The organism is Sphingomonas sp. Mn802worker (genome assembly GCF_000382485.1).
Classification (GTDB): domain Bacteria; phylum Pseudomonadota; class Alphaproteobacteria; order Sphingomonadales; family Sphingomonadaceae; genus Sphingomonas.
On sequence record NZ_AORY01000021.1, the window covers coordinates 1 to 25,361 of the forward strand.

Annotated in this window: 25 protein-coding genes and 1 pseudogene; 19 read left to right on the forward strand and 7 right to left on the reverse strand. The window is 66.9% G+C overall.

Annotation, left to right across the window (positions count from 1 at the left end):
• The 14 genes and pseudogenes from SMN802W_RS18535 to SMN802W_RS0115600 all read left to right on the forward strand — a co-directional run.
• Positions 1-1,007, forward strand: a pseudogene (locus tag SMN802W_RS18535) (TonB-dependent receptor); the annotation flags it as partial.
• 59 nt (positions 1,008-1,066) lie between these two features.
• On the forward strand, positions 1,067-2,494 hold the full coding sequence (locus SMN802W_RS0115540; RefSeq protein ID WP_019517839.1) for a glucoamylase family protein: 1,428 nt from the start codon (positions 1,067-1,069) through the stop codon (positions 2,492-2,494).
• Positions 2,482-5,562, forward strand: a complete 3,081-nt coding sequence (locus SMN802W_RS0115545) for a discoidin domain-containing protein (protein WP_019517840.1) — start codon at positions 2,482-2,484, stop codon at positions 5,560-5,562. The genes SMN802W_RS0115540 and SMN802W_RS0115545 overlap by 13 nt, the downstream gene beginning before the upstream one ends.
• A 174-nt stretch (positions 5,563-5,736) precedes the next feature.
• Positions 5,737-6,759: a helix-turn-helix transcriptional regulator gene (locus SMN802W_RS0115550; RefSeq protein WP_083925835.1), complete on the forward strand. Its 1,023-nt coding sequence runs from the start codon at positions 5,737-5,739 to the stop codon at positions 6,757-6,759.
• A 136-nt stretch (positions 6,760-6,895) separates the two neighbouring features.
• A complete protein-coding gene (locus SMN802W_RS0115555; protein WP_019517842.1) occupies positions 6,896-7,333 on the forward strand; it encodes a curli assembly protein CsgF in 438 nt (145 codons plus the stop codon).
• 5 nt (positions 7,334-7,338) lie between these two features.
• Positions 7,339-8,379, forward strand: coding sequence for a CsgG/HfaB family protein (locus tag SMN802W_RS0115560; protein WP_037524359.1), 1,041 nt, complete (start codon positions 7,339-7,341; stop codon positions 8,377-8,379).
• A 373-nt stretch (positions 8,380-8,752) separates the two neighbouring features.
• The gene (locus SMN802W_RS0115565) at positions 8,753-9,883 is read left to right on the forward strand and encodes a hypothetical protein (RefSeq protein WP_162140024.1); all 1,131 of its coding nucleotides are present in this window, start codon (positions 8,753-8,755) and stop codon (positions 9,881-9,883) included.
• A gap of 54 nt (positions 9,884-9,937) precedes the next feature.
• A complete protein-coding gene (locus SMN802W_RS0115570) occupies positions 9,938-10,486 on the forward strand; it encodes a hypothetical protein (RefSeq protein ID WP_019517845.1) in 549 nt (182 codons plus the stop codon).
• A 23-nt stretch (positions 10,487-10,509) separates the two neighbouring features.
• Complete coding sequence (locus tag SMN802W_RS0115575) at positions 10,510-10,986, forward strand: hypothetical protein (protein ID WP_156818935.1); 477 nt, start codon at positions 10,510-10,512, stop codon at positions 10,984-10,986.
• Complete coding sequence (gene csgH, locus SMN802W_RS0115580) at positions 10,983-11,300, forward strand: curli-like amyloid fiber formation chaperone CsgH (protein WP_019517847.1); 318 nt, start codon at positions 10,983-10,985, stop codon at positions 11,298-11,300. The genes SMN802W_RS0115575 and csgH overlap by 4 nt, the downstream gene beginning before the upstream one ends.
• Before the next feature lie 71 nt (positions 11,301-11,371).
• Complete coding sequence (locus tag SMN802W_RS0115585) at positions 11,372-12,472, forward strand: NAD(P)-dependent alcohol dehydrogenase (RefSeq protein WP_019517848.1); 1,101 nt, start codon at positions 11,372-11,374, stop codon at positions 12,470-12,472.
• 8 nt (positions 12,473-12,480) lie between these two features.
• Positions 12,481-13,308, forward strand: a complete 828-nt coding sequence (locus SMN802W_RS0115590) for an aldo/keto reductase (protein ID WP_019517849.1) — start codon at positions 12,481-12,483, stop codon at positions 13,306-13,308.
• Positions 13,309-13,323: 15 nt separating this feature from the next.
• Positions 13,324-14,304 carry an aldo/keto reductase gene (locus tag SMN802W_RS0115595; RefSeq protein ID WP_026326202.1) on the forward strand — a complete coding sequence of 327 codons (981 nt, stop codon included), beginning with the start codon at positions 13,324-13,326 and terminating at the stop codon, positions 14,302-14,304.
• Positions 14,301-15,122: an SDR family NAD(P)-dependent oxidoreductase gene (locus tag SMN802W_RS0115600; protein WP_019517851.1), complete on the forward strand. Its 822-nt coding sequence runs from the start codon at positions 14,301-14,303 to the stop codon at positions 15,120-15,122. Before SMN802W_RS0115595 ends, SMN802W_RS0115600 begins: the two co-directional genes overlap by 4 nt.
• A 98-nt stretch (positions 15,123-15,220) precedes the next feature.
• Here the strand turns inward: SMN802W_RS0115600 and SMN802W_RS0115605 are convergent, their stop codons facing one another.
• Entirely contained in the window at positions 15,221-15,757 is a 537-nt protein-coding gene (locus SMN802W_RS0115605) for a septal ring lytic transglycosylase RlpA family protein (RefSeq protein WP_019517852.1), read from the reverse strand.
• A gap of 220 nt (positions 15,758-15,977) precedes the next feature.
• On the opposite strand from SMN802W_RS0115605, the gene SMN802W_RS0115610 reads away from it, so the two are divergent.
• From SMN802W_RS0115610 to SMN802W_RS0115620, 3 genes are all read left to right on the forward strand, one after another.
• Complete coding sequence (locus tag SMN802W_RS0115610) at positions 15,978-16,961, forward strand: replication initiator protein A (RefSeq protein WP_019517853.1); 984 nt, start codon at positions 15,978-15,980, stop codon at positions 16,959-16,961.
• A gap of 458 nt (positions 16,962-17,419) precedes the next feature.
• Complete coding sequence (locus tag SMN802W_RS17715; protein WP_019517854.1) at positions 17,420-18,283, forward strand: helix-turn-helix domain-containing protein; 864 nt, start codon at positions 17,420-17,422, stop codon at positions 18,281-18,283.
• 207 nt (positions 18,284-18,490) lie between these two features.
• Positions 18,491-18,733 (forward strand): hypothetical protein, encoded by a 243-nt coding sequence (locus SMN802W_RS0115620; protein WP_019517855.1) that lies wholly within the window; start codon positions 18,491-18,493, stop codon positions 18,731-18,733.
• 70 nt (positions 18,734-18,803) lie between these two features.
• Here SMN802W_RS0115620 and SMN802W_RS0115625 read toward each other — a convergent pair whose 3' ends face one another.
• The 3 genes from SMN802W_RS0115625 to SMN802W_RS18430 all read right to left on the reverse strand — a co-directional run bounded on the left by SMN802W_RS0115625 (position 18,804) and on the right by SMN802W_RS18430 (position 20,830).
• Positions 18,804-19,940, reverse strand: coding sequence for a glycosyltransferase family 2 protein (locus SMN802W_RS0115625; RefSeq protein WP_238560231.1), 1,137 nt, complete (start codon positions 19,938-19,940; stop codon positions 18,804-18,806).
• 179 nt (positions 19,941-20,119) lie between these two features.
• Positions 20,120-20,452, reverse strand: coding sequence for a hypothetical protein (locus SMN802W_RS0115630; RefSeq protein ID WP_019517857.1), 333 nt, complete (start codon positions 20,450-20,452; stop codon positions 20,120-20,122).
• Positions 20,453-20,551: 99 nt separating this feature from the next.
• A complete protein-coding gene (locus SMN802W_RS18430) occupies positions 20,552-20,830 on the reverse strand; it encodes a hypothetical protein (RefSeq protein WP_156818937.1) in 279 nt (92 codons plus the stop codon).
• 768 nt (positions 20,831-21,598) lie between these two features.
• Here SMN802W_RS18430 and parA point away from each other — a divergent pair.
• Together parA and SMN802W_RS0115645 are read left to right on the forward strand one after the other, a co-directional pair.
• On the forward strand, positions 21,599-22,252 hold the full coding sequence (parA, locus tag SMN802W_RS0115640) for a ParA family partition ATPase (protein ID WP_019517859.1): 654 nt from the start codon (positions 21,599-21,601) through the stop codon (positions 22,250-22,252).
• Positions 22,249-22,545, forward strand: a complete 297-nt coding sequence (locus SMN802W_RS0115645) for a ribbon-helix-helix domain-containing protein (RefSeq protein ID WP_019517860.1) — start codon at positions 22,249-22,251, stop codon at positions 22,543-22,545. The genes parA and SMN802W_RS0115645 overlap by 4 nt, the downstream gene beginning before the upstream one ends.
• A gap of 6 nt (positions 22,546-22,551) precedes the next feature.
• Here SMN802W_RS0115645 and rfbA read toward each other — a convergent pair whose 3' ends face one another.
• The 3 genes from rfbA to rfbB are packed head-to-tail and all read right to left on the reverse strand — an operon-like array spanning position 22,552 to position 25,354.
• Positions 22,552-23,421: a glucose-1-phosphate thymidylyltransferase RfbA gene (gene rfbA / locus SMN802W_RS0115650; RefSeq protein ID WP_019517861.1), complete on the reverse strand. Its 870-nt coding sequence runs from the start codon at positions 23,419-23,421 to the stop codon at positions 22,552-22,554.
• Positions 23,418-24,386, reverse strand: a complete 969-nt coding sequence (rfbD, locus tag SMN802W_RS0115655) for a dTDP-4-dehydrorhamnose reductase (RefSeq protein ID WP_083925855.1) — start codon at positions 24,384-24,386, stop codon at positions 23,418-23,420. The genes rfbA and rfbD overlap by 4 nt, the downstream gene beginning before the upstream one ends.
• The gene (gene rfbB / locus SMN802W_RS17365; RefSeq protein WP_019517863.1) at positions 24,383-25,354 is read right to left on the reverse strand and encodes a dTDP-glucose 4,6-dehydratase; all 972 of its coding nucleotides are present in this window, start codon (positions 25,352-25,354) and stop codon (positions 24,383-24,385) included. The genes rfbD and rfbB overlap by 4 nt, the downstream gene beginning before the upstream one ends.
• Positions 25,355-25,361 lie beyond the last annotated feature (7 nt).

Consider the following 25,361-nt stretch of genomic DNA (forward strand, 5'->3'; position numbering starts at 1 on the left):
AGGGCGCGTATCAGACGCGGACGTTCAACTTCATCGGCAACGACCTGCAGAACCCGTGCGACCCGGTCGCCAATCCGACCACCTGCATCGCCTGGAACCCGGCGTACCTGACCGCCGAAGGGCGCCAGAGCCTGCTCGGCACCGCGGTGGGCGGCGGGCGCGAGCTGATCTTCATGAACAACGATCTGAAACTGCCCTACGCCGACCAGTTCAGCCTCGGCCTGCGCGGACGGTTTGCCGCGTTGGAGCTTGAGGTCGGTTATACCCATATCAAAAGCCGCGACGGTTTCGCCTTCCTGCTCGGCAATCGTCGCCCCGACGGGTCGTTCTTCTACAACAATCCGGCCGATCCGGGTGACGTGCCCGCCAATCCGTGGAGCTTTACGCCCAACGGCTACGGCAACATCATTCTGGGCACCAACGGGCTCAAGACCAACTCGGACGCGGCCTATTTCAAGCTGACCAAGCCCTATACCGCGTCCTCGCCGTGGAGCATCGACGCGACCTACACCTACACGCAGGCGGAGGAGAACCGGCAGTTCGGCGAAACCTATTCGCTCGATTTCCCGTCGCTCGACGATTACCCGATGCTGCGCTCCTCAGGCGTGCCGCGTCACCGTTTCGTCACCGCGGGCAGCGTCGACCTGCCGATCGGCGTCACGCTGTCGGGCAAGTTCCAGATCGAATCGCCCGCCTACCAGAAGGCGTTCCTCGACCAGTCGCAGCCGTTCCAGCGCTTGATCGTCGGCAGCACGACCGATGGCAATGGCGACCGCTGGGGCCGACGCCAGCTCGACCTCGCGCTGACCAAGTATGTGCCGGTCGGCTTCGTCAACGACCAGGCGCGTGTGCGGCTGCGCGTCGACGTCATCAACGTGATGAACGACCGCAACTTCGTCGATTTCGACAACAACCCGCTCAGCAGCACCTATCGCGAGCAGGTCGGTTATTCGATCGGCGGCAATCCGCCGCGCACGGTGAAGCTGTCGGCGGGCTTCTCCTTCTGACGCGAACGCGGGGCAGCGGCGTGCTGCTGCCCCGCGCCTTTTATTGAATGGGACGAAATATGATCGATCGCAGGCAGATGCTGGGCGGGGGAGCGCTCGGCTTCGCTGCGATGGGCACGGGTATGCTGGGGGGATGCGCGACAACGGGTGCGCGCGGTGCCACGTCTCCCGCCTCCGACGTGCTGGTGCGCGATCTGCAACAGCGCACGTTCTGCTATTTTTGGGACACGACCGACCCCACGACCGGGCTCGCGCCCGATCGCTGGCCAACGCCCTCCTTCGCCTCGATCGCGGCGGTCGGCTTCGCGCTGACCGCCTATCCGATCGGGGTCGCGAACGGCTGGATCACGCGCGAGCAGGCGCGCGACCGCACGCTCGCCACGCTGCGCTTCTTCGCGAACGCGCCGCAGGGCCCCGCACCCACCGGCACCGCCGGGCACCACGGGCTGTTCTACCACTTCCTCGACATGGCACGCGGACACCGCTTCGGCCGCACCGAATTGTCGACGATCGACACCGCATTGCTGATGGGCGGAATGTTGTTCGCGCAATCGTGGTTCGACCGCGCGGACGCGCCCGAGGCGGAGATCCGCCGGCTCGCCGACCAACTCTACCGCGCGGTCGAGTGGACCTGGATCACGCCGCGCGCACCGTTCCTGTCGATGGGCTGGCATCCCGAGAGCGGGTTCATCGCCAGCGACTGGAACATCTACAACGAGGGGCTGCTGCTCTACGTGCTGGCACTCGGCTCGCCGACGCACGCGCTGCCGCCCGCCACCTGGACCGCGTGGAGCGACCGCTTCGACGCGCAATGGGGCAACCGGTTCGGCGGTGAGCCGCACCTGCAATTCCCGCCGCTGTTCATCCACCAGTACAGCCACTGTTTCATCGATTTCCGCGGCATCCGCGACGCCTATATGGCGCGGCGCGGGATCGATTATTTCGAGAACAGCCGGCGCGCGGTGCGGGCACAGCGCGGTTACACGATCGCCAATCCGGGCAAGTGGACGGGTTACGGCGCCGATGTCTGGGGGCTGACCGCTTGCGACGGGCCGGGCGACTTCACCCGCACGATCAACGGGCGGCAGCGCGAGTTCTTCAGCTATTCCGCGCGCGGTCCAGGCGACCGCGACGACGGCACGATTGCGCCGACCGCGGCCGCGGCATCGATCGCGTTCGAGCCCGAACTCGCGACTCGCGCGGTTGAGGCGATGCACGCGCGCTACGGCCGCGGCATCTACACGCGCTACGGCTTCCTAGATTCGTTCAACCCGACGCTGACCGACGCGTCGGCGCCGCTCAAGCACGGTCGTGTCGTGCCCGGCGTCGGCTGGGTCGACGGCGATTATCTCGGCATCGATCAGGGACCGATCCTGACCATGATCGAGAATATGCGCACCGGGCTCGTCTGGCAGACGCTCAGGCGCAACCCGCACATCCGCCGCGGGCTGGCGCGCGCGGGCTTCACCGGGGGATGGCTGGCGTGATCGCGGCCGCGCTGCTCGCGACCGCCGCGGTCGTTGCCGCGCCCTCGCCGGCGCAGGTGCTCGACCGCTTCGACAGCGTGGCGGCGTGGCAGTCCTCGGCGTCGGACGGCGTCACCGCGCGCGTGTCGGCAGACGCGGGCGCGCTCCGGCTCGACTATGATTTCGCGCGCGTCTCGGGCTACGCGGTCGCGCGGCGCCCGCTCGTGATCGATTGGCCGGCGAATTTCGTGCTCACCTTGCGTGTGCGCGGGACGGCCAGCGTCAACGACCTGCAGATCAAGTTCAGCGACGCCAGCGGCGACAATGTCTGGTGGGTGCCCTACCCCAATTATCGCCCCACGTCGGACTGGCAGACGCTGCGCATTCGCCCGCGCGACGTCGAGTTCGCCTGGGGGCCGACCAGCGACAAGGCGCTGCGCCGCACCGCCGCGGTCGAGGTGGTTGTGGTGCGCGGCCGCGACGGCAGTGCCGGCCACGTCGAGGTCGACAACCTTCAACTCCAGCCGCTGCCGCCCCCTGCCCCGCCGCGCGCGCCGGTCGCCAGCGATCCGCGCGCGCTCGACGGCCGGCGCGACACCGCTGCCAGTCTCGCGCGTCCGCTGGTGATCGACCTCGGCGCAGTGCGCGAGATCGGCGGGCTGACGCTCCACTGGGGCGAGCGCTACGCCCTGCGCTACCGTGTCGACACGTCGGATGATCGACGCGTGTGGCGCACGATCCGCCGTGTCGAGCACGGGGAGGGCGGCGACGATCCGCTGCCGCTGCCCGGCACCGAGACGCGCTACCTGCGCCTGACCGCGGACGATGGCGCAAGCTCCAAGGTCGATTTGGCAGAGGTCGAGGTGATGCCTCGCGCATGGTCCGCAACCCCCAACGCCACGATCGCCGCGCTCGCCAAAACCGCCCCGCGCGGCGCTTACCCGCGCGGGTTCACCGAACAGAGCTACTGGACGCTCGTCGCCAGCGATGGCGGCGCGGTGTCGGGGCTGATCGGCGAGGACGGCGCGATCGAGGTGGCGAAGGGCGCCTTCTCGATCGAACCCTTCGTGGTCGACGGCGCGCGTATGATCGGCTGGGCCGACGTGCGCGCGACGCAGCGGCTCGAGGACGGCTATCTGCCGCTGCCGCATGTCGCTTGGGCGGCCGATGGCTGGACGCTCGACACCGCGCTCGTCGCCGATCAGACGACCCCGCGGCTGCTCGCGCGCTATCGCCTGACCAACACCGGCACGAGCCAACGCACGCTGACGCTCGCGCTCGCGGTGCGACCGTTTCAGGTCAATCCGCCCGCGCAGTTCCTCAGCCAGCAGGGCGGCGTCAGCCCGATCGAGCAGATCGCGTGGGACGGGTCCGCGCTCGCGGTGACGAGTGCGCCCGCGATTGCTGGCGACGTTGCGGTCACGCGCCGGATTATGTCCCTCTCCCGCCCCGACGCGGTCGTCGCGCGCCCGTTCGATCAGGACGCGCTTGCCACCCCCGCCGCGGCGACGGGTGCCGCTTCGGTCAGCGACCCCGCGATGCTCGCCAGCGGCACGATGCGTTGGATGGTGACGCTGGCGCCCGGTGGCAGCGCCGACGTGCCGCTCGCGATCGGCGACGTGGCTCCCGCCGACGCGGCCGCGTTCGACCGGGCGGTCGCGCAGACCGCGGCTTATTGGCGCAAGACACTGGGCAATGTCACAATCACTGTGCCACCCGCGAAACAGGCGGTCGCCGACACGATCCGCACCGCGCTCGCGCATGTGCTGATGAGCCGTGACGGCGCGGCGTTCAAACCCGGCACGCGCTCCTATGACCGCAGCTGGATCCGCGACGGTGCGATGATGGGCGACACTTTGCTGCGGCTCGGCCACGTTGCCCCCGTGCGCGCCTTCGCCGACTGGTACGGGGGCAAGCTGTTCGACAACGGCAAGGTGCCGTGCTGCGTCGACGCGCGCGGCCCCGATCCGGTGCCCGAGAACGACAGCCAGGGCGAGTATATCCACCTCGTTACCCAGCTCTACCGCTACACCGCCGACCGCGCGGCACTGGCGCGCGACTGGCCAAGGTTAGATGCCGCGCGCCGCTACATGGAAGCGCAGCGCCGGTCGGAGCGGACGCCCGCCAACCGCACGCCTGAACGTCGGATGCTCTACGGCCTGCTCCCGCCCTCGATCAGCCACGAGGGTTATTCGGCCAAGCCGCAGTACAGCCTGTGGGACGATTTCTGGGGGCTCACGGGCTACAAGGACGCGGCCTATGCGGCACGCGTGCTCGGGCGGTCCGAGGCGGGCACGATCGCGGCACAGCGCGACCAGTTCGCGGGCGACATCCACGCGGCGATTGACGCTGCCGCCCGCTACTGGCGCATCGACCATATCCCCGGCGCGACCAGCATGGGCGATTTCGACGCCACCTCGACGACGATGGCGCTCGATCCCGCGGGCGAGCAGGACCGGCTGAACCCGCAGCTGCTGCGCCGCACCTTCGAGCGGCAGTACGAACGCGTGATGGCGCGCGGCGCGCCCGGTGCCACCTGGAGCGACTACACACCTTACGAACTACGCAACGTCTCCGCGCTGGTCAGGCTTGGGGAGCGTGCGAAGGCGAACGACCTGCTCGACGCCTACATGGCCGACCGCCGCCCGGCCGCGTGGAACGGCTGGGCCGAGGTGGTCGGGCGACGCCCACGCGAAATCCGCTTCATCGGCGACATGCCGCACGCCTGGGTCGCGTCCGACTTCATCCGCTCCGCGCTCGACCTCTTCGTCTACGAGGACACGGGCAACGACCGGCTGGTGCTAGCGGCCGGGCTGACGCCCGAATGGCTGGCGGGCACGGGTGTCGACGTACGCGGCCTGCGCACCCGCTATGGCACGGTGAACCTCAGCGCCCGCGCCGAAGCGGACGGATTGCTCGCCACCGTTTCGGGTAACGCCGCGCCACCCGGCGGGCTCGTGCTGACATGGCCGCTCGTGGGCAAGCCGGGCATCGCGACGGTCAACGGACGACGTGTTGCGACACCGAATGGCGTGCTGCGCCTGCCCGCCGGCACGGCGACGATCATGTGGCACAGCCAAACTCATTGATCGGGCATAGCCGTGACACGGCACCTCTCTGCGGCGGTGCATTTCTCGTCCGACCATGGCCATGGCATGACACGCGGATGAAATATTCCGTGTCGCTACGAAGCACATAGGCGAGCAGGCCCGCTCCGCGCTACACGCGTCACCCGATAATCGCGTTCGGGGGAACGATCGGTAATGGGGATGGAAAAGGGCGAGCCTTTGGTGCCGCTGGTGTTCGACACCGCGCTGGTTCCACCGGCTGCGCGGTTTGGGGCGTGGCGGTCGGCGCTGAGCAGCCTGGATGTGACGCAGCGCGGAGCCGATCCGTTCAACGGCCATGCGCGATTGTGGATGCTCGAATCGCTGGTGCTGACGCACGCGAGCGTCGATGCGCTGCGCTACGACCGCGACGAGGCGCGGGTGCGGGCCGATCTGAAGGACCATCTGGCAATTGTCGTGCTGCTGGAAGGCTCGTTTGTCGGGGATTACGGTCGCGGAGAGCGGGTGTCGGAGGCCGGATCGGTCACGCTGCTCGACATGCGGCACGCGTGCTGGACCGATGCGACGCGGCTGGAAGCGTTCATTATCTCGATGCCGCGCGCGTTCCTGCTGCCGATGCTGGAGGGGTGCGATCCGCACGGCATGATCGCGACGGGCGGGCCGGCCACATTGCTGTCAGGGTTCCTGCGCACCGCGGTCAAGACGCTGCCGACGCTGACGCGCGACCATGCGCCCGCGGTCGCGCGCACGATCCGCGACCTGCTGGCCGACGCGATCCTCGATGCATGCCGCAGCGGCGGTGCGCAGGTGGCGCGCGAGGACGCGCTGATCAGCCGCGTGCGCAGCTACATCGACGATCACTTGGCCGAGCCGATCGACGTCGCCGCGATCTGCGCCGCGCTCGGCGTATCGCGCTCGGCCCTGTACCGCGCGTTCGGTGACGGCGCGGGCGAAGGAGGCGGCGTGTTGCAGCAGGTGCAGCGCCGACGCCTCCACGCGCTGCGCGCGATGCTGGCCGATCCGAACGAGACGCGACCGATCGCCGAGCTGGCGGGCGCGGTCGGCTTTTCCGACAAGTCGCACCTGACGCGCGTGTTCAAGCGCGAGTACGGCTGCACGCCGGGCGCCTACCGCGCGCACGGTCCCGATCCGCAGCGCGCGGTGCCGGTCGAGGACGTGCCTTTGGTGTTCGAGCGCTGGACCACGCTGTTGGATTGACCAGTCGCCCCTGGTCCCGATCCGGGACGTGGGACGCGCAGGCAACGAGAACGGGACGCCCGTCTGATCGACGCGATTTTACGACAGGCTTATAGCCGCATCGGTCCCGGGGGCGGGGCGCACAGGGGGAGGTCACATGACCCGCAAGACCGTGAAGGGCATCGTGGGCGGCACCGCTGCGATGCTTGCAGGCGCAGGTGTTGGCGCGACGCCGGCCAGTGCATCGTCGCTGATCTACACGCCGACCAATCCGTCGTTCGGAGGGAGCCCCTTCAACAGCGCGCACCTGCTGGCGACCGCGGAGGCGAACAACCGCTACAAGGACCCCGAGAGCAAGAAAGCGAACGACCCGGCGCAGCAGTTCGTCGACCAGTTGCAGAGCCGGCTGCTCTCCACAGTCGCGACGCAGATCGCGGACAAGATCTTCGGCGCAAACCCGGCGGACTCGGGCCATTTCGTGTTCGGCGACCAGGTGATCGATTTCGTGCGCGGGGTGGAGAGCGTCACGCTGACGATCTTCAACTCGGTCACCAACACGACCACCAAGATCACGCTGCCGCTGCTGGGTAATTGACGACGATGCTGCGTTCGTTGACGTTTGTGGCGCTGGCAGGCGCGATGCTGACCGGGTGCGCCGGCGACATGGGCCGGCCCTCGACCTGGGCGCCGGCGCGGATCGCGCAGGCGACGCCCGCGCAGCGCACGCTGGAGGAGCTGCCGCCCGCGGAACGCCGCGTCGCGGTCGCGGTCTACGGCTTCACCGACCAGACCGGGCAGTTCAAGGACAGCGACACCGTGCAGACCTTGTCGCGCGCGGTGACGCAGGGTGCGACCTCGATCCTGATCAAGGCGTTGCAGGACGCCGGACACCGCGACTTCTTTCAGGTGATCGAGCGCGAGCGGCTCGACAATCTGCTGCGCGAACGATCGGTGATCCGCGAGATGCGCTCGGCCTATCTGGGCGAGACCGAGCTTAATACGAAGGCTTTGCCGCCTTTGCTGTTCGCCGGCATCCTGCTCGAAGGCGGGATCGTCGGCTACGATTCCAACACCAAGACGGGCGGGATCGGCGCGCGTTTCCTCGGCATCGGCGGGTCGACCAAATACCGCGAGGACACGGTCACCGTGTACCTGCGCGCGATCAGCACCAAGACGGGCGAGGTGCTGTTGTCGGTCAATTCGCGCAAGCAGATCGTCTCGGTCGGCTTGGGCGCGGACGCGTTCCGCTACGTCGGGTTCAAGCAGCTACTCGAGATCGACAGCGGTATTACCTACAACGAGCCGGTGCAGCTGGCGCTGCAACAGGCGATCGAGAAATCGGTCTACGCGATGATCATGGAAGGCGCCGAGCAGCGGCTGTGGTGCTTCCGCGCGACGCCGGGGGCGGCCGAGGCATTGGTGCGCGAGCATATCGCCGAGCGCGACCATGTGAAGCTAGCCGACGTGCGGCTGCCCGCCGATGCGCGTGGGCGGACCTATTCGACCGCCTGCCCGTCGGCCGGAGGCGCGTTGCCGGGGGTCGCCCTTCCCGCCTCCGCAACACCCGCTTCCCCGACACCCGCGTCCACGCAGCCGAGCGCAGCACCCGCACCGATGGTGCAGCCGCTGCCGAGGGGCTGATCGACGAGCCTACACCTTCAACGAAGGAGGAAGAGAAACACCGCCGGCGGCCAAGGAAATGAGAGCCCGAAAGCCACCGGCGATGCCACGAGCAGTCCACAGGGGACCAGTCGTTACCGGAGGATGTGGGAAGCGGCCGCGCCGATGCCAAGCGACGCTGCCGGCCAACGCATCACCCCCCTGTTGCCTGTTCACCCCGATCCGAGGGGGTTTGCGGGATGGGACGAACAAGATCGTTGCCGTGAGACGTACGATCATCCGCCGAATTCCTTACCAAAGGGTAAACGGCACCGTTCTCCACTCCCCTGCCCCACCGGGTCGATCACTGGTCGGCACCCGCCGGCTGCAACGACGTGACCCAGCAGGAGGCTTTATGCGCAAATCGATACTCGCGGCCGTTTCCATGATCGCGCTCAGCGCGACGCCCGCGCTCGCCAATAATTCCACCAGCGCGATCGACCAGAAGGACCAGCGCAACACCGCGCTCGTCACGCAGGTCGACTCGCTCCTCGGCAGCGATTCCACCGTAACGCAGTCGGGCACCGATAACACCGCGACGATCACGCAGAAGGACGACGGCGTGAAGCCGCTCGTGGCCGGTACGCGCGCCAACACGTCCGAGGTGACGCAGAGCGGCGCCAAGAACCAGGCGATCGTCGACCAGTTCAGCGAAACCGCGGTCGCGCGCGCCAATGCGTCCAAGATCACACAGACCGGCACGCTCGGCACCGCACGCGTGACGCAGCGCGACGACGGGCAGAAGTCGACAATCGAGCAGAGCGGCCTCAGCCAGGTCGCGACCGTGGTGCAGGGTCGCGAGAAGTCGGGCGACACGAGCTACTACAACACCTCCAGCGTCAAGCAGCAGGGTGCGGTCAACACCGCTACCGTGACGCAGCTCGGTCACGATGGCTCCAGCATGGTCGACCAGAACGGCACCGCTTTGGTCGCCACCGTGCAGCAGAGCGACACCAGCAGCTACAACCAGGCGAACATCACGCAGACCGGCGCCAGCAACAACGCGCTCGCCAACCAGACCGGCAACTCGAACCTGGGCACGATCGTCCAGGGCGGTACGTTGCAGAAAGCAGTGCTGAACCAGTCGGGCAACGGCAACAACGGCTATGCCGAGCAGGCCGGCGCGATGAACGTCGCGCAGATCGACCAGATCGGCAACAACAACAGCTCGGCCAGCTACCAGTCGGGAACGGAGCAGTTCGCGCAGGTGACACAGACCGGCAACGGCAACCGTTCGCTGCTGTCGCAGGGCGGGTCGAAGCAGAAGGCCTATGTCACGCAGAGCGGCAACAACAACACCTCGACCGTCAACCAGAACGGCAGCGTCCAATATGCCGAGTTGATGCAGTCGGGGAACAACAACACCTCGTTCATCGCGCAGACCGGCACCCAGACCAACTGGGCGTATGTGACGCAGTCGACCAACGGCAACAACTCGTCGGTGACGCAGAACGGTGCGGGGTTGCTCGCGGTCGTTCGCCAGTAAAATACCTCCCAGCCGGGCGGCCTTCGCGTCGCCCGGTACTTTCAAGGGTTTCCCATGACCGTTCGCGCGCTCCTCGCCGTCACCGGCCTCCTCATCGCCGCACCTGCCGCGGCGCAGGACGGCATCCACAGCGACGCCTTCGTCGACCAGATCGGCGCGATCCAGTCGGTCGCGGTGGTGCAATCGGGCGCGGCGAGCGCGGAGATACGGCAGGACGGCAAGTTCCAGCGCGCACGGGTGAAGCAGACCGCGGGGCCGGCGGGTCAGATCAAGCTGACGCTCGACATGCGCGGGATCGGCAACGACGCGGTGGTGACGCAATCGGGCGTCGCGGTCGCGGGCGTGCAGATGGCGGGGGTCGGCAACCAGGCGTTCCTCACCCAGCGCGGCGGGATCGGTGCCGACGCCAACGTCATCGCCCTGTTGCAGAGCGGGACCCGCAATTACGCCAGCCTGACGCAGAACGGGTCGGGCAACGCGATCGACCTCGCGCAGCACAACAGCGACAACAGCGCGACGATCACGCAGAACGGCAACAATCTGGGTATCAAGATGGTGCAGGATGGCGGCGCCAAGGCGGTCGTCGTGCAGACGGGCAAGTGACGCGCGCGCGTCCAGCTGTCGACATGTCGCGTGTTCTACGCGTCGGTCTGGTGGCATGCGCCTTGTTGATTGCTGCGAACGGCGTGATCGCACAAGGCTCGCGTCAGGCCCCTACCCCGCCCCCGCGCGCCTTGCCGCAGGTCGAGCAGATCGCGCCCGCGCTTCCCGCCCCTGCCCTCACTGAGACCGAGCAGCCGCAGGACGGCGACGATGCCGCGGTCGCGCAACTGCCGCCCGAGCCGCGCGCGGTGCGCCAGCCGCGCCCCTCGCCCAGGTCCCCCGCCCCGACCGGCTCGGTCGATATCGAGCGCGCCTATGTCACCGTGTTCGGCGCAGGCGACGCGCGGCCCGCGCCGAATACGCCGCCCGTGCTCGATGCCGCGACGCAGGGCTATCTTGCCGCACGGATCGCGGCTGCGGCGGGTGCAGCAGTGACCGACGCTGACGCGCACCCCACCGCACCGGTCACGACGCCGCTGCCAAAGGCTCCCAAGCCATGATCCTGCCGCCTGATCCCCCCGCCGCACAGGCCCCCGCTGCGCAACCTGTCCGCGCGGTCGTCACGCGCGCGGGCGATGGCGTCCACGTCGTGCTGGTCGGCGAGAGCGCGCGCGCCGTCCGCGTCGACTATACGCTGACCGCGGGGTCGAGCAGCAATCGCGCCACGCAAGGTGGCGCAGCGCGACTGGAGCCGGGGCAACGAGCGACCCTGCTCGACCTGACGCAGCACGGCAGCGGCGACTGGTCGGGGGTGCTTGAGGTCCGCGTCGACGGGCGCGCGGCTTATCGGCTGGTGCTACGCGCGCCAGACTGAACGCCCGCACGGATAGAGACGGCGTTCCGCTCGTTCTGCCTCGCAACTGACCAGTGCGAGGACGTTCGACCATGACGATCAAAGCCATCGGCTATGCCGCATCCGGCAAACACGCCAAGCTGAAGCCGATGCAGCTCGAACGGCAGGATCCGCTGCCCAACGAGGTGCAGATCGCAGTACTCTATTGCGGCGTCTGCCACTCCGACATCCACCAGTGCGAGAACGACTGGGGCAACACCGTCTATCCGTGCATGCCCGGGCACGAGGTGGTCGGGCGCGTCGTGGACAAGGGCTCGCTGGTGACGCGCCACGCGATCGGCGATCTGGTGGGCGTCGGATGCATGATCGACAGCTGCCATGAATGCGCGCCCTGCCTCGCCGGTGACGAGCAATATTGTGAGGGGCCGAACAGCTGGCTCGCGACCTACAACGGCCCGATGAAGCCCGCCAAACAGGCCAAGACGGGCGAGAACATGTACGGTCGCGACAACACCTTCGGCGGCTATTCCGACCAACTGGTGGTGCGCGAGGATTTCGTGCTCAAGATCCCCGCCGCGCTGCCAATCGAGGCCGCGGCGCCGATCCTTTGTGCGGGCGTCACCACCTATTCGCCGATGAAGCACTGGGGTGTGAAGGCGGGTAGCAAGGTCGGCGTCGTCGGTTTCGGCGGACTGGGCGACATGGCCGTCAAGATCGCGCGCGCGATGGGCGCACAGGTGACCGTGTTCACTCGCGACAAGGACAAGGTGGCAGAGGCGCACCGGCTTGGCGCGAAGAGCGTCGTCGAGGGCGACACGAAGGCGTACGAGGCGCTCGAGGGTCACTTCGACTTCATCATATCGACCGTGCCAGAGAAACACGAGGTCGACCCGTTCATTCCGCTGCTGCGCCACGACGGTGCGTTCGTCGCAGTGGGGGCGCTCGCCCCGATGCCGGGGTGGAACCATATGAACGTGGTGATGGGGCGCAAGACGATCGCGGGCTCGCTGATCGGCTCGATCGCGGAAACGCAGGAGGTGCTCGACTTCTGCGCCCAGCACCGCATCGCGCCCGACATCCAGCTGATCCCGATCCAGGAGATCAACGAGGCGTACAAATACGTGAAATCGGGCGACGTCCGCTTCCGCTACGTCATTGATGCAGCGAGTTTGGCGCAGGACAAGGCAGCCTGAGCACGCCCGTGCGCCAGATTGTCCTGCCCGACGGCACCCACGTCCCCGCGCTCGGCCAGGGAACGTGGAACATGGCCGAGCGCGCCGACGCAAGGCCGGAGGAGATCGCCGCGCTGCGCGACGGTGTCGAGCGTGGGCTGACGCTGATCGACACCGCCGAAATGTACGCCGACGGGCGCAGCGAGGAGCTGGTCGGCGAGGCGATTGCGGGATCACGCGACCGCGTGTTCCTCGTCACCAAGGCGTATCCGCATCACGCCGGGCGCGACACGCTGCCCCGCGCGTGCGAGGCGAGCCTGCGCCGGCTCGGCACGGACGTGATCGACCTCTACCTGCTCCACTGGCGCGGGAGCGTGCCCTTGGCCGAGACGGTCGCGGCGATGGAGGCGCTGGTCGCGCGCGGGCTGATCGCGCGCTGGGGGGTGAGCAACCTCGACACTGACGACATGGAAGAGCTCGTCGCAGCAGGTGGTGCGAACTGCACAACCAACCAAATCCTCTACAATATCTCGCGCCGCGCCCCCGAGCACGACCTGCTCCCCTGGCTGGCCGCGCGGCACATGCCCGTCATGGCGCACAGCCCGGTCGAGCAGGGGCGGCTGCTCGGCCATGCCGCGTTGCGCGATGTGGCCGAGGCGCGCGGCGCAACGTCGGCGCAGATCGCGCTCGCCTGGCTGCTGAACCGCGATGGCGTAATCGCGATCCCCAAGGCGGGCACACGCGCGCACGTCGCAGAGAATGCAGCCGCGGCAGAACTCGTGCTGAGCGCCGACGACCTTGTCGCGCTCGACCGCGCCCTCCCGCGCGCCGCGCCTCGCCCACTCGACATGCTCTAACGAAGGACCAAGACGATGCAGAAACGCAAACTCGGCAGCCAAGGCCTCGAAGTCTCCGCACTCGGGCTCGGGTGCATGGGGATGTCCGACTTCTACGCCGGGCGCGACGAGGCGGAGTCCGTCGCCACGATCAACCACGCGCTCGATCACGGGGTCACCTTTCTCGACACCGCCGACATGTACGGCGTCGGCACGAACGAGGAGTTGGTCGGGCGCGTCGTGCGCGATCGCCGCGAGTGGGTGGTGGTCGCGACCAAGTTCGGCAACGTGCGCGGGGCCGACGGCAGCTTCCAGGGGATCAACGGCCGCCCCGACTATGTCCGCCAGGCGTGCGACGCGAGTCTGAAGCGCACCGGGCTCGACTTCATCGACCTCTACTACCAGCACCGCGTCGATCCCGAGGTGCCGATCGAGGAAACGGTCGGCGCGATGGCCGAGCTCGTGCAGGCGGGCAAGGTCAAGTATCTCGGCCTGTCGGAGGCTGCGCCCGCCACGATCCGCCGCGCGCACGTCGTCCACCCGATCACCGCGCTGCAGACCGAATATTCGCTGTGGACGCGCGATCCGGAAAGCGAAATCCTGCCGGTGTGCCGCGAGCTCGGCATCGGCTTCGTCCCCTACAGCCCGCTCGGCCGCGGCTTCCTGACGGGGCAGTTCAAGTCGCCCGACGACCTGCCAGAGGATGATTACCGCCGCAACTCGCCGCGGTTCCAGGGAGAGGCGTTCGGGCGCAACCTCGATCTGGTGCGCGAGATCGAGGCGATGGCGGAGGCAAAGGGCTGCACACCCGCGCAGCTCGCGCTCGCCTGGGTGCTGGCACAGGGCGAAGACATCGTGCCAATCCCGGGGACCAAGCGGCGTAAGTACCTCGACGACAATCTCGGCGCGCTCGACGTGACGTTGAGCGATGCCGATCTCAAACGGATCGACGAGGTGCTGCCCCCCGGCGCGGCGAGCGGCGAGCGTTATCCCTCAATGGCGACGATCGACCGGTGAGCGCCCCCTCCTTCGCGGCGATCGCGCCCAGCCGGCTCGCGGTGGTAACGGGCGCGGCGAGCGGGATCGGGCTCGCCGCGGCGCGCGCACTCGCCGAGCGGGGCATGCGCGTTGCGCTGGTCGACCGCGCGGGCGAGCTGCTTGAGGCAGCCGCGGGCGGGATCGAAGGCGCGACCGCGCACGCGCTCGACGTCGCCGACCCCGATGCCTTGGTCTCGCTGGCCGAGGAACTGGGCGAGGCCCCTGCCCTCCTTATGAACAACGCCGCGATCGGTGCGGGTGGCGACGTGCTCGCCGGTGTGGCGGCGTGGCGCCGTCTGATCGACGTCAATCTGATGGGCGTGCTCCACGGCGTCGCCGCCTTCGCCCCCGCGATGATCGCTGGCGGCGAGTCCGCGATGATCGTCAACACTAGTTCGAAACAGGGCATCACCCAGCCGCCCGGCAACACCGCCTACAACGTCAGCAAGGCAGGCGTGAAGGCGCTGACCGAAGGGCTGGCGCACACGCTTCGCGAGGCAACCGGCGAGCGCGTGACCGCGCACCTGCTGATCCCCGGCTACACCCACACCGGGATGACCGCACGCGGCGCGGAGAAGCCCGACGCGGCGTGGAGCGCGGAGCAGGTCGTCGACTACATGCTTGCCGGACTGGAGGCGGGCGACTTCTACCTGTTGTGCCCCGACAATGAGACGACGCGCGAGCAGGATGCGAAGCGGATCGCCTGGGCCGCGGGCGATGTGACGGAGAACCGCCCCGCACTGTCGCGCTGGCACCCGGAATGGAAGGACGCGTTCGCGCGCTACATGGCGGAGTGAAAAGGTGTGTGCGTGTCGTGCTGTCGACATGCACACATCGCTGCGTGGACTCAGCTTACGTGGTCGTCACGCGTGCGCGTCGATATCGTGCTCACGCCTCACTGCGCCGCGAGCACCGAGCGCCACGCCGCCAGCTGTTCCGGCGAGGCATCGCGCCGAGCCCCGGCAGGCTTGCCGCGCCGCAGCCGCGCGCGGTCACGCTCGGGCGGGTCGACCAGCTGCACATGTACTGCCGCACGCCCCGCCTGCTCGACCCCGAGCAACCGCGCCGCCCCATGCGACAGGTCTATGACGCGCGTGGACGAGAACGGCCCGCGATCGTTGACGCGCACCAGGATCGTCCGCCCGGTCGTGAGCGCCGTCACCTCGACGTAGCTCGGCAGCGGCAATGTCGTATGCGCCCCGCTCACCCAGCGCGGCCGGTAGCGCTCGCCGTTGGCAGTGCGGTTACCTGACTCGCTGCCGTACCAGCTGGCATAACCGACCGCCTCATACCCCGGCGCAGCCGCGGGCACATAGGTCACCCCGCGCACATTGTACGGCCGCCCGATCTTCACCGGCCAATCGCTCACCCTAGCGCCTGCGCAGCCGGCGAGCACGAGTGGTAGGGCGAGCAGGACGAAGCGCGGGAGCATTGGCTCGTTTTAGCACATCGGCTCTCCCCTCTGTCAGCATAGCCTTGAACAAGACTTTGCGCAGTCAACGCGCTATGATCACGTCGATGATCGTCGCGCCATCCAACGAGGCTATTTCCTACTCGAAAGCACGAACTCGCGTGGCGTGCGCGGGTGCAGCGCCTCGGTACATACGGGCTTTCGAGCCAAAGTTCGTGCTTTCGAGTAGGAAATAGCCGGCATGACCCAGGTGCCCGCCAAGCCGGCCTCCCCTGCCCGGATTACCCCCTCCGCACGCAAGCGCGACGGCAAGTCGCTGTCGCAGCGCGACCTGTTCCAGCTCGACAGCCCCCTGTACGGCGAGATCCGCGGTGAGCGATCGCTGATGGCGTTTCCGTTCTTTGCGCTGAGCAAAAACGCGTGGATGAAGCCGCTCAGCTACGAGCACGCGACCGTCTCGATCGAGGTGCGCCCGTCGGCGAACGGCGTCGCGACGATCTATGACAAGGAGATCGTGCTCTACATCGCCAGCCTGATGGCGGCGAAGCTGGAGGCGGGCGAGGACGTCGCGCAGGATTTCATCTTCACCGCACACGACCTGTTCTCGGTCACCGGCTCAAACCACTCGGCGCGCTCGTACCAGCGTCTGTCGGAGGCACTCGAGCGGCTGCAGGGCACGCAGATCAAGACCAACATCGAGGCAGGCGGCGAGGGCGAGGAGGGCTTCTTCTCGTGGCTGTCCGAGGCGCGGCTGCATTATTCCAAGACCAAGACGGGCGAGCGACGGTTGAAGGCGGTCAAGGTGCGACTGTGCGACTGGCTGTTCCGCGCGATCCTGCGCGACCGGCAGGTGCTCAACTACGCCGCGACCTATTTTCAGCTCGGACCGATCGAGCGGCGCATCTACGAGGTGGCGCGCTCGACCTGCGAGGACGGGCGGATGGAGATCGACCTCGCGACCTTCCGGTTGCAGATCGGCTATCAGAACCCGCTGTCGAACTTTCGCGCCGCGATCCGACAGATCGCGGGATCGGATGCGATCCCCGACTATGCAATCGAACTGGTCGAGGATGAAACTTCTGCGCCGCCCGGCGACGGTGACGCCGAGCCCGCGCGTCGGGGGCGTCGGGCGACACCTGCGCGGGTCATCATCCACTACCGCCCCGATCCGGTCGCCGAACTCGGCGAATCAGCCGGCATGGAGCCGACCGAATCGGGCGAGTGAAGCGCAGCAGTAACGTGGGTCAATTCTACTCGAAAGCACGAATAGCGTGGCTATTTCATACTCGATAGCACGAACTTTAGCCGCGTTATTCTACTCGAAAGCACGAATAGGCACACCTTATCGGAAGAAACTCACGCGAGTTTCTGCATTTCCTACTCGAAAGCACGAACCGTAGCCGCTTCCTTTGTTGGATTTTTCTTGCGACATCGTGAGGGAGATCGGCCGCGTGGCCGGATGTTGCGTGAAGGAAGCGGTCGTGACCACATAAAGGAAAGCCCGGCACGAAGGCCGGGCATCCCAAGGTTTGATGGAACGACGTCGCCAAACGTCGAACCGGGGTACACGAGAACAATCCGTACCCCTTCCAGATACCGCTGAAACCAGTCCGTTTCAAGGATGCGCGTTTCGCGCCACGCTCCTTTTTTGCCCTGGTCCCGGCCCTGATGAGGGGATGGAAGATGACGGCCTATACGCTCAGCGAGGCGGGCGCGCTGGCGCTTGCACGGATCGGTCGCCGTGCAGGCGCGCTGCCCTTGCATGGCGATACGACGCCGCGACCGGTGCTGCGGGGGAGCCGCGAGGCGGGGACGTTCGAGAATGCGTTCTTCGTTCCGCCTGCGAAAGGCGAAACCGACCATCTGCTGCGCGTCGCGCGGCGTGCGCTCGATGCTGGGCGGATGCTGCGGCGGGTGGCGCGGCGCGGCGAGCGGGTGCTCAGCGCATCCGAGCGACTGATCGCGCAATTGAGCGCGGGCGCAGTGCGCGTACTGGAGGAATTGCTGACGCTGTCGCGACTCAATCGGGGGCGCGTTTATCCGAGCTACGACCATCTCGCGCGCGTCACCGGGCTCGGCCGCGCAACAGTCGCGCGCGGGTTGCGATTGCTCGAGGAGATCGGCTTCCTCGTGCGCCAGCGTCGATTCGCGCGATTAAGCACCGAGGGCGCCGGGCCTCGGATCGCGCAGACCTCCAATGCCTATCGCCTGACCTTGCCGCGCGGGATTGTCGCGCATCTGCCACGCTGGATGCGACCCGTCCCCCTGCCCGACGACGAGGCGTATCGGCTAGCGACGCGTGATGTCGAGCAGAAAGCGATGCGACAGTCGCTCAACTGCCGCGAACTAGCGCTTGCGACGCTCGATGGGCCTCTCGGGCGCATGCTCGCAAAACTTGGTGCCGGGATCGACGCGCGCGACACCGCTACACGGTCGCCGAGCGCGAGTCTCACGCTGATCCGTAATCCCTCACTCAATCATCTATCTTCTGTAGAAATCAGTGATCCGATGCCAACAATCTACCGGCAATCGACCGCGTTGTTGTAAGGAGTGTCGTTATTTAAAGTCGCAAACGCTACCTCATGACACAAATGTAGATAGGTGTATTCGTAGAGAACGGCTTCACAAGCGGTGCGATCATTCGCTAATGTTGCACACTACTGCGATGAAACCGCCCAAGCCGGCGACGAGGGGCCTCGACGTTTCGCTGCGCTGCAGCTAAAGTAGCAGGCTCGTACACACGGGAGTTCAATCATGTTCGCCAAGTATTTCGCGGCTGCGGCCGCTTCCGCGCTCGTCGTCGCTCCAGTTGGGGCTGCGCCCGCCAACCCCGCTTCGTCGCTGTCGGTCACCAAGTCGGTTCGCGCTTCGACCGCGTCGTTGAAGAAGAACGAGCTCGCTGGCGGCGGTGTGATCATCGCGATCGTCGCCGCTGCGGCCGTCATTGCCGGCATCGTCATCATCGCTGACGACGGCAACAACTCGGACAGCAACTGAGCTGATCCCCTGCCCCGCCGTTCGTGGTGGGGCAGGATCTCCGTGCCAACTCAACCTGGCGCGCGTAGCACTACTTCGCTCGACGCCGCGGCCGACGTGGTCGCCAGACCATATGCGTCGCGACCCCGAAGTTGAACACCGAACTCATCAGCGCTCCCACGATCCCAGCGAGCGGCCAGCTACCCACTTCCCGCAGTGTCAGATTGGCAACCGAGATATTGGCAAGCGCGCCTAGGCTGCACACCGCGCTGAACACCAGATAGCCAACGACGAACTTAACCCCGCGCAACCGCGCCGAGCGATAGGTTATCGCGTTGTTGAGCACGTAGTTGAACGCCATCGCGCACAGCGTCGCGATCCCCTGAGCTCGCAGGAACGGCATCCCCTCCCCTACAGCTAGATCGAGTACGGCGAGATGGCATGCCAACCCCAGCCCCCCGATAGCGCAAAACAGCACGAAGCGCGGCGGGATCAACCCGCGGGTCAGCTTGTCGATCAGGAGGAAGGCATATTCGAGCAGCACGACGACATTGAGCTTGCTGGTGCCCGCACGACGCTCGCGAAAGACATAGCCAACCTCGGTGACCTTCAAGGGTGTCGGCGACGCGGTCAGGATGTCGAGCAGGATCTTATAGCCCTGCTGCGACAGGTCGTAGATCGTCGCCTCGACCACCGAGCGGCGCAGCGCGAAGAACCCGCTCATCGGGTCGCTGACGCGGACGCCGGCGAGGCGATGGGCGATCCAGGTGGCAAGACGGCTCATCCGCTGACGACGCCGGTCCCACTCCCCTACCCCGCCACCCTCGACGTGCCGGCTGCCGATGACCAGATCGACGTCGGTGGTCTGGAGCAGCTCGAGCATGACCGGCAATCGTGTCTCGTCGTGCTGCAGGTCGGCGTCGATCACCGCAATCAACTTGCTCTCAGATGCGAGCACGCCCTCGACCACCGCCGAGGCGAGTCCGCGTCGTCCCACACGGCGGATGCAGCGGATCGGTGCGCCTTCCCCTGCCAGCGTGGCGACCTCGCCCGCGGTGCCGTCGGGACTGTCGTCGTCGACGATGATCAGCTCCCACGCGACCTCCCCCATCGCGCGCGCAATCGCGTCAGTCAGCGGGCGAATGTTGTCGCGTTCATTGTACGCGGGCGCGACGATCGACAGCGCGGGAATGTCGCGTCGATGTGTGAAGGAACGTGCCGGTACCAAGCTCCGGCTGCTGAGTTCCTCAGCGTTCATTACACCGACCGCTAGAGGCCCGACCCGACATGGCAACATGTCGACAACTATACACGCGGACGTTGCGGTCGGTTGTGGGTTGCTGTGTCATGTGCCAGCCGGGTTCGCTGCGCTCGACGTCGATCAGGTCCCGGTGACGTGACTAACGGTCACTGCCCGCCGGCGTCGGTATTGATCGGTTGCGGCGGTGCGATCACCGGTGCGGTACGGCTCTTGTCGTCGGTGGTCGCAGCTTGGAATGCCGCGGTCGGATTGGCAGAAGCCTCCAGGCGATAGCGCTCGATGCGAAGGCTCAACCGATTGTCGAGCCGGCTGGATATACGATTGTTGATCCGCGTCGGGTTGGTGTTCGCGGGCAGTCCCTTGGCGTTGAGGCGCGCACCATAAGCGGTTGCAGTAGCGCGCACCGATACGGGGCCGAGCAGCGCTGCACCGGACAAGGCCAGCGCGACGAAGTGGAACGGGCTTAGATCGGAACGCATGCCTGCGTGATAGTCGCTTTCGGGGTGGGCGTCACCACGACGAGCTCGGCACCTTGATGCAAACATTTCCACACCGCAACAGGTCTATGTGTCGACAGGTCAACTCGCACCGACAAGAAACCACCCTGCCCGCCACTTTGAACGCAGTGCCGGCGGGCTGGTGTCGGGAAGCAGGCCGTTGGGAAAGTCGCTCGTATCGCGACCGACCACCGCGACGATGCAGCGTTGCGCCGCGATCACCGCGCGCTCTGCCGGCATCGCACCAGCGGTAAGACCCAGCCGCACCTCACCTAGATCAAGCAATTTAGCCAGCCCGGCATGGCGAAAGGCAGCTTCGATGTCGGACCGCGCGGCTGTCGGGGCGGGGCTGGTGAACACGACCGGGATCTCCAGTCTGGAATGCGTCGAGCCACTGCTGTGCCTCGCGGTCGAACCTCCAACGCCCGCCGTCCTGCGTCATCGCGGTTTCGAGCCGGACGAGCATCGCACGAGGACCGGTGCACGGGACCCATGCAGGTGCTGGTGCTACCGCGCGCCAGCAGCGCGCTGTCACCGGGCGAGCCGGGCAGGCTGGCGACATAGCGGCCGATATCGGTCCAGCGCGCACGCTGCGTCGGTGCGGGATCAGCCGTAGACGCGGTCGGCATGGCGAAAGGCGAGGGGAGTGCACCCGTATAAGCAACACCGGGACGCATCGCGCTCAGGTCAGCTGGAAGCGTCGCAGCGGGAGGTTGGATTTGGGTAATCGGGGCCCGAGCCGTAGGAGAGGGGGTGCTGTCAGGCGGGGGCAGGGCGGTCGCGGTATTGATCCGCGCCGCGCCTGAGCGGGGAGAAGCGGCCGTCGAAGTCGGGAGCACGCGCACCTGCTGCTCGCCACTCACCCGCTTCCGCGCGCGCGTCGTCGCGGCATAGTCGCCGGCCTTCTTCACCGCGACGCCGCCCGCTATTGCGGGGATAGCGGCAACGGCAACGCAGCCCGAAAGGCCCATCGTTACCAGTCCCAGCAGCGCAACTCGTCCGGTCCATCCGGTCAGCGTCATCACTTACTCTCCTCGCGAGCGCTTGTGCGCTGTGCATCAGCGCATCGCAATGCGCAGGACACAAACATGTTGCCATGTCGACACAACGACAGGTAGGAACGCACCCATGCCGACAATCGCGATCATCAGCCAGAAGGGCGGGGCGGGCAAGACGACGCTGGCGCTCCACCTCGCCGCCGTGGCGCAGGAGGCGGGCGCGGTGTCGCTCGTTATCGATACCGACCCGCAGGCGACCGCCAGCCAGTGGGCTGCCTGGCGCGGCGACCGCGCGCCCGAGGTGATCGACAGCCCGCCGCCCAGGCTCGCCGCCAAGGTCGAGGCCGCACGCGGGCAGGGGGCCGAGGTGATCGTGATCGACACGCCCCCGCATGCCGACAGCGCCGCGCGCGCCGCGGTCGAGCTCGCCGACCTCGTGCTGATCCCGTGCCGTCCTTCCGCCTTCGACCTGTCGGCGATCCAGACCACCGCCAAGCTGGTGCAGCTGCTGCGCAAGCCCGCGTTCGTGGTCTTCACCGCGGGCAGCCCCAATGCGCCGCGCGTGTATGAGGAGGCGAGCGAATTGGTAGAGGGCTACGGCACGCCGCCCTGTCCAGTGATTTTGCCCGACCGCGCCGCCTATCGCCACGCCTCGGCACAAGGCGCGACCGTCACCGAGATCGAGCCCGCCGGCAAGGCCGCAAGCGAGGTTCGCGAATTGTACAAGTGGACATGTCGACAGTTAGGCTTGTCGGCACCGCGCTTTAGAAAGGTCCGCGCATGAGCCGCAAGCCGAGCTTCGCTAACTTGAAGACCGTCGCACAGACGGCACCGGCCGCAACGCCTGCACCACGTGCCGTTGAGCCGTCTGCCGCGGTAGGGGAGGGAGCCGAGCGTACCTCCACCCGCCCGATCAGCCGCGAAGGCCGCAAGCAGATTGCGGGCTTCTTCACGCCTGACATGTCGTTCGCGATGCACATGCTCGCGCGCCGTCAGGGTAGGAGCCTCCAAGCGTTGATGGCAGAGGCGTTCAACGATGTGCTCCGGAAACACGGCGAGAGCCCTATCGGGGAGTAAACCCTATTAGGCGTTCTCCACTGCCTTTAAGATGGCTCGGCCGTAAGCGGTTTTCTTGAACTTCTCGCCCGCTGCGCGCGCCTGCTCGGCCGAGATGAAACCCATCTCGAACGCGATCTCCTCGAGGCAGGCGATCTGAACGCCTTGGCGGTGCTGGAGCGTGCGGACGAACTCGCTGGCTTCGAGCAGGCTGTCGTGCGTGCCGGTGTCGAGCCATGCGTAGCCGCGACCCATCTGCTCGACAAATAGGTCGCCTGCCTCGAGATAGATGCGGTTGAGGTCGGTGATCTCGAGTTCGCCGCGCGCGCTCGGCTTCAGGTTGCGCGCGAACTCGACGACGCGGTTGTCGTAGAAATAGAGGCCGGTGACCGCGTGGTTGGATTTGGGCGCTTCCGGCTTCTCCTCCAGGCTGACCGCGCGGCCTCCCTCACCAAATTCGATCACACCATAGCGTTCGGGATCATCGACCTGGTAGGAGAACACCGTGGCGCATCCTTTGCGTGTGACCGCATTTTCCAGCAGGTCGGTCAGATGCGCGCCGAAGAAGATGTTGTCGCCGAGCACCAGCGCGACGTCGTCGCCGCCGATGAAGTCCGCGCCAATCGTCAAGGCTTGCGCGAGGCCCTCGGGACTCGGCTGCTCGGCGTAGGCGATCGAGATGCCGAAGGCGGAGCCGTCCTCGAACAGCCGGCGATAGTTGTCGAGATACTCGGGGCTCGAGATGATCAGCACGTCGCGGATCCCCGCGAGCATCAGCACCGACAGCGGGTAATAGATCATCGGCTTGTCGTAGACGGGCAGCAGCTGCTTATTGACGGCCAGCGTCGCCGGATGGAGCCGCGTGCCCGAGCCGCCGGCGAGGATGATGCCCTTCACTTCACGTCTCCGATCAATTCGTCGAGGATGTCGCCGAGCGCGTCCTGCCAGGGACGCGGCTGGATACCGTAGGCTTGCTGGATCGCCGCATGGCTGAGCAGCGAGTTGGCCGGGCGCTTCGCCGGTGTCGGATATTCGGCGGTGGTGATGCCGGTAACCTTGGCGGTGGATCCACCGCGCGCCGAGGACTGGCGGAAGATCTCGAACGCGAAGCCTGCCCAGGTGATCTTGCCCGCGTTCGAGAAGTGGAACGTGCCGGTCGGCGCGTCGGCGTCGGCGATCAGCCGCAGCGTGATCGTCTGAAGCGCCTGTGCCAGGTCGGCTGCGCTGGTCGGCGAACCGCACTGGTCGTCGACAACGCGCAACGTCTGGTTAGTCGCGGCGACGCGCAGCATCGTTTTCACGAAATTGTTGCTGTGCGCGGAGACGACCCAGGCGGTGCGCACGATCGCATGACGCGCGCTCGAGGTGCGCACCGCGAGCTCGCCGCCGAGCTTCGACGCGCCGTAGACGCCCAAGGGTGCGACCGCGTCGTCGACATCCCACGCACCCATCTTGTCGCCGGCGAAGACGTAGTCGGTCGATACCTGGACGAGCGGGATGTTCGCGTCCGCGCACGCCTTGGCGAACGCCGCGGGTGCCATCGCGTTGACGGCCCAGGCGGTGACGAGGTCGCTCTCGGCCTTGTCGACTGCGGTATAGGCCGCGCCGTTGATCACGGCCGCGAACGGCTGCCCGTCGTGCCCAGCCGCCACGTATCGCTCGATCGCCGCGGCGTCGGTCAGATCGAGGTCGACGACGTCAATTGCGACGACCCGGACGCCTGCGGGCCAGGTGAGCCGCTGGAGCTCGGTGCCGAGCTGCCCGTTCGCGCCGGTGACGAGGATGGCGCCTGTTACTGTATACCCGTGTCGTTCCGTCGACGTGTCGACACGCGCACTTGCCGACGTGTCGGCGGGGCTCATGCCGCGACCCCGCGGCGGTCGGACGCCTTCGCCGCGACCAGCGGGCGCCACCAATCCTCGTTGGCGAGGTACCATTCGACCGTTTTGCGAATGCCGCTCTCGAACGTCTCCTGCGGGTACCAGCCGAGCTCGTCACCGATGCGGCTAGCGTCGATCGCGTAGCGCTTGTCGTGGCCTGGGCGGTCGGCGACCTCGCTCATCTGCTCCGCATAAGGCTTGCCATCGGCGCGCGGGCGCAGCTCGTCGAGAATCGCACACAAAGTGCGCACGACCTCAATGTTCTGCCGCTCGTTGTGTCCACCGACATTGTAGGTGCGCCCGACCTGCCCACGCTCGAACACCGCCTGGAGGGCACGGACGTGATCCTCGACGAACAGCCAGTCGCGTACTTGGTCGCCCTTGCCGTAGATCGGCAGCGGCTCGCCATCGAATGCCTTCGCGATCATCAGCGGGATCAGCTTTTCGGGAAAATGATACGGCCCGTAATTGTTCGAGCAATTGGTGATCAGCACCGGCAGCCCGAAGGTGTGGCCCCAGGCGCTGACGAGATGGTCGGACCCGGCCTTGGACGCCGAATAGGGCGAGCGCGGGTCGTAGGGCGTCTCCTCGGTGAAGAGGCCTTCCTCACCCAGCGAGCCAAACACTTCATCGGTCGAGATGTGGTGGAAGCGGAACCGCTCCTTCGCCTCGCCCTCAAGGCCCTGCCAATAGTCGCGCGCTTCGGCGAGCATCGTGTAGGTGCCGACGACATTGGTCTGGATAAAGGCGCCGGGGCTGTCGATCGAGCGGTCGACGTGGCTTTCCGCCGCCAGGTGCGTGATCACGTCCGGCTTGAACTCAGCGATCACGGCGCGAACGGCCTGGGCGTCACAGATGTCGCCCTGGACGAAGCGATAGCGGTTGCTGTTCGCCACGCGTTCGACGGTCGACAGCGTGCCGGCATAGGTCAGCATGTCGAAGTTGAGCACCTCATAG

Bases quoted from the DNA above. Each gene is read 5' to 3' on its own strand.
- SMN802W_RS0115555 (WP_019517842.1), top strand. From the start codon at position 6,896: ATGACCCGCAAGACCGTGAAGGGCATCGTGGGCGGCACCGCTGCGATG.
- SMN802W_RS17715 (WP_019517854.1), top strand. From the start codon at position 17,420: ATGACGGCCTATACGCTCAGCGAGGCGGGCGCGCTGGCGCTTGCACGG.
- SMN802W_RS0115610 (WP_019517853.1), top strand. From the start codon at position 15,978: ATGACCCAGGTGCCCGCCAAGCCGGCCTCCCCTGCCCGGATTACCCCC.
- SMN802W_RS0115560 (WP_037524359.1), top strand. From the start codon at position 7,339: ATGCTGCGTTCGTTGACGTTTGTGGCGCTGGCAGGCGCGATGCTGACC.
- SMN802W_RS0115565 (WP_162140024.1), top strand. From the start codon at position 8,753: ATGCGCAAATCGATACTCGCGGCCGTTTCCATGATCGCGCTCAGCGCG.
- SMN802W_RS0115550 (WP_083925835.1), top strand. From the start codon at position 5,737: ATGGGGATGGAAAAGGGCGAGCCTTTGGTGCCGCTGGTGTTCGACACC.
- SMN802W_RS0115630 (WP_019517857.1), bottom strand. From the start codon at position 20,452: ATGCGTTCCGATCTAAGCCCGTTCCACTTCGTCGCGCTGGCCTTGTCC.
- csgH (WP_019517847.1), top strand. From the start codon at position 10,983: ATGATCCTGCCGCCTGATCCCCCCGCCGCACAGGCCCCCGCTGCGCAA.
- SMN802W_RS0115620 (WP_019517855.1), top strand. From the start codon at position 18,491: ATGTTCGCCAAGTATTTCGCGGCTGCGGCCGCTTCCGCGCTCGTCGTC.
- SMN802W_RS0115595 (WP_026326202.1), top strand. From the start codon at position 13,324: ATGCAGAAACGCAAACTCGGCAGCCAAGGCCTCGAAGTCTCCGCACTC.
- SMN802W_RS0115575 (WP_156818935.1), top strand. From the start codon at position 10,510: ATGTCGCGTGTTCTACGCGTCGGTCTGGTGGCATGCGCCTTGTTGATT.
- SMN802W_RS0115545 (WP_019517840.1), top strand. From the start codon at position 2,482: ATGGCTGGCGTGATCGCGGCCGCGCTGCTCGCGACCGCCGCGGTCGTT.
- parA (WP_019517859.1), top strand. From the start codon at position 21,599: ATGCCGACAATCGCGATCATCAGCCAGAAGGGCGGGGCGGGCAAGACG.
- SMN802W_RS0115585 (WP_019517848.1), top strand. From the start codon at position 11,372: ATGACGATCAAAGCCATCGGCTATGCCGCATCCGGCAAACACGCCAAG.
- rfbD (WP_083925855.1), bottom strand. From the start codon at position 24,386: ATGAGCCCCGCCGACACGTCGGCAAGTGCGCGTGTCGACACGTCGACG.
- SMN802W_RS0115570 (WP_019517845.1), top strand. From the start codon at position 9,938: ATGACCGTTCGCGCGCTCCTCGCCGTCACCGGCCTCCTCATCGCCGCA.
- SMN802W_RS0115540 (WP_019517839.1), top strand. From the start codon at position 1,067: ATGATCGATCGCAGGCAGATGCTGGGCGGGGGAGCGCTCGGCTTCGCT.
- SMN802W_RS0115605 (WP_019517852.1), bottom strand. From the start codon at position 15,757: ATGCTCCCGCGCTTCGTCCTGCTCGCCCTACCACTCGTGCTCGCCGGC.
- SMN802W_RS0115645 (WP_019517860.1), top strand. From the start codon at position 22,249: ATGAGCCGCAAGCCGAGCTTCGCTAACTTGAAGACCGTCGCACAGACG.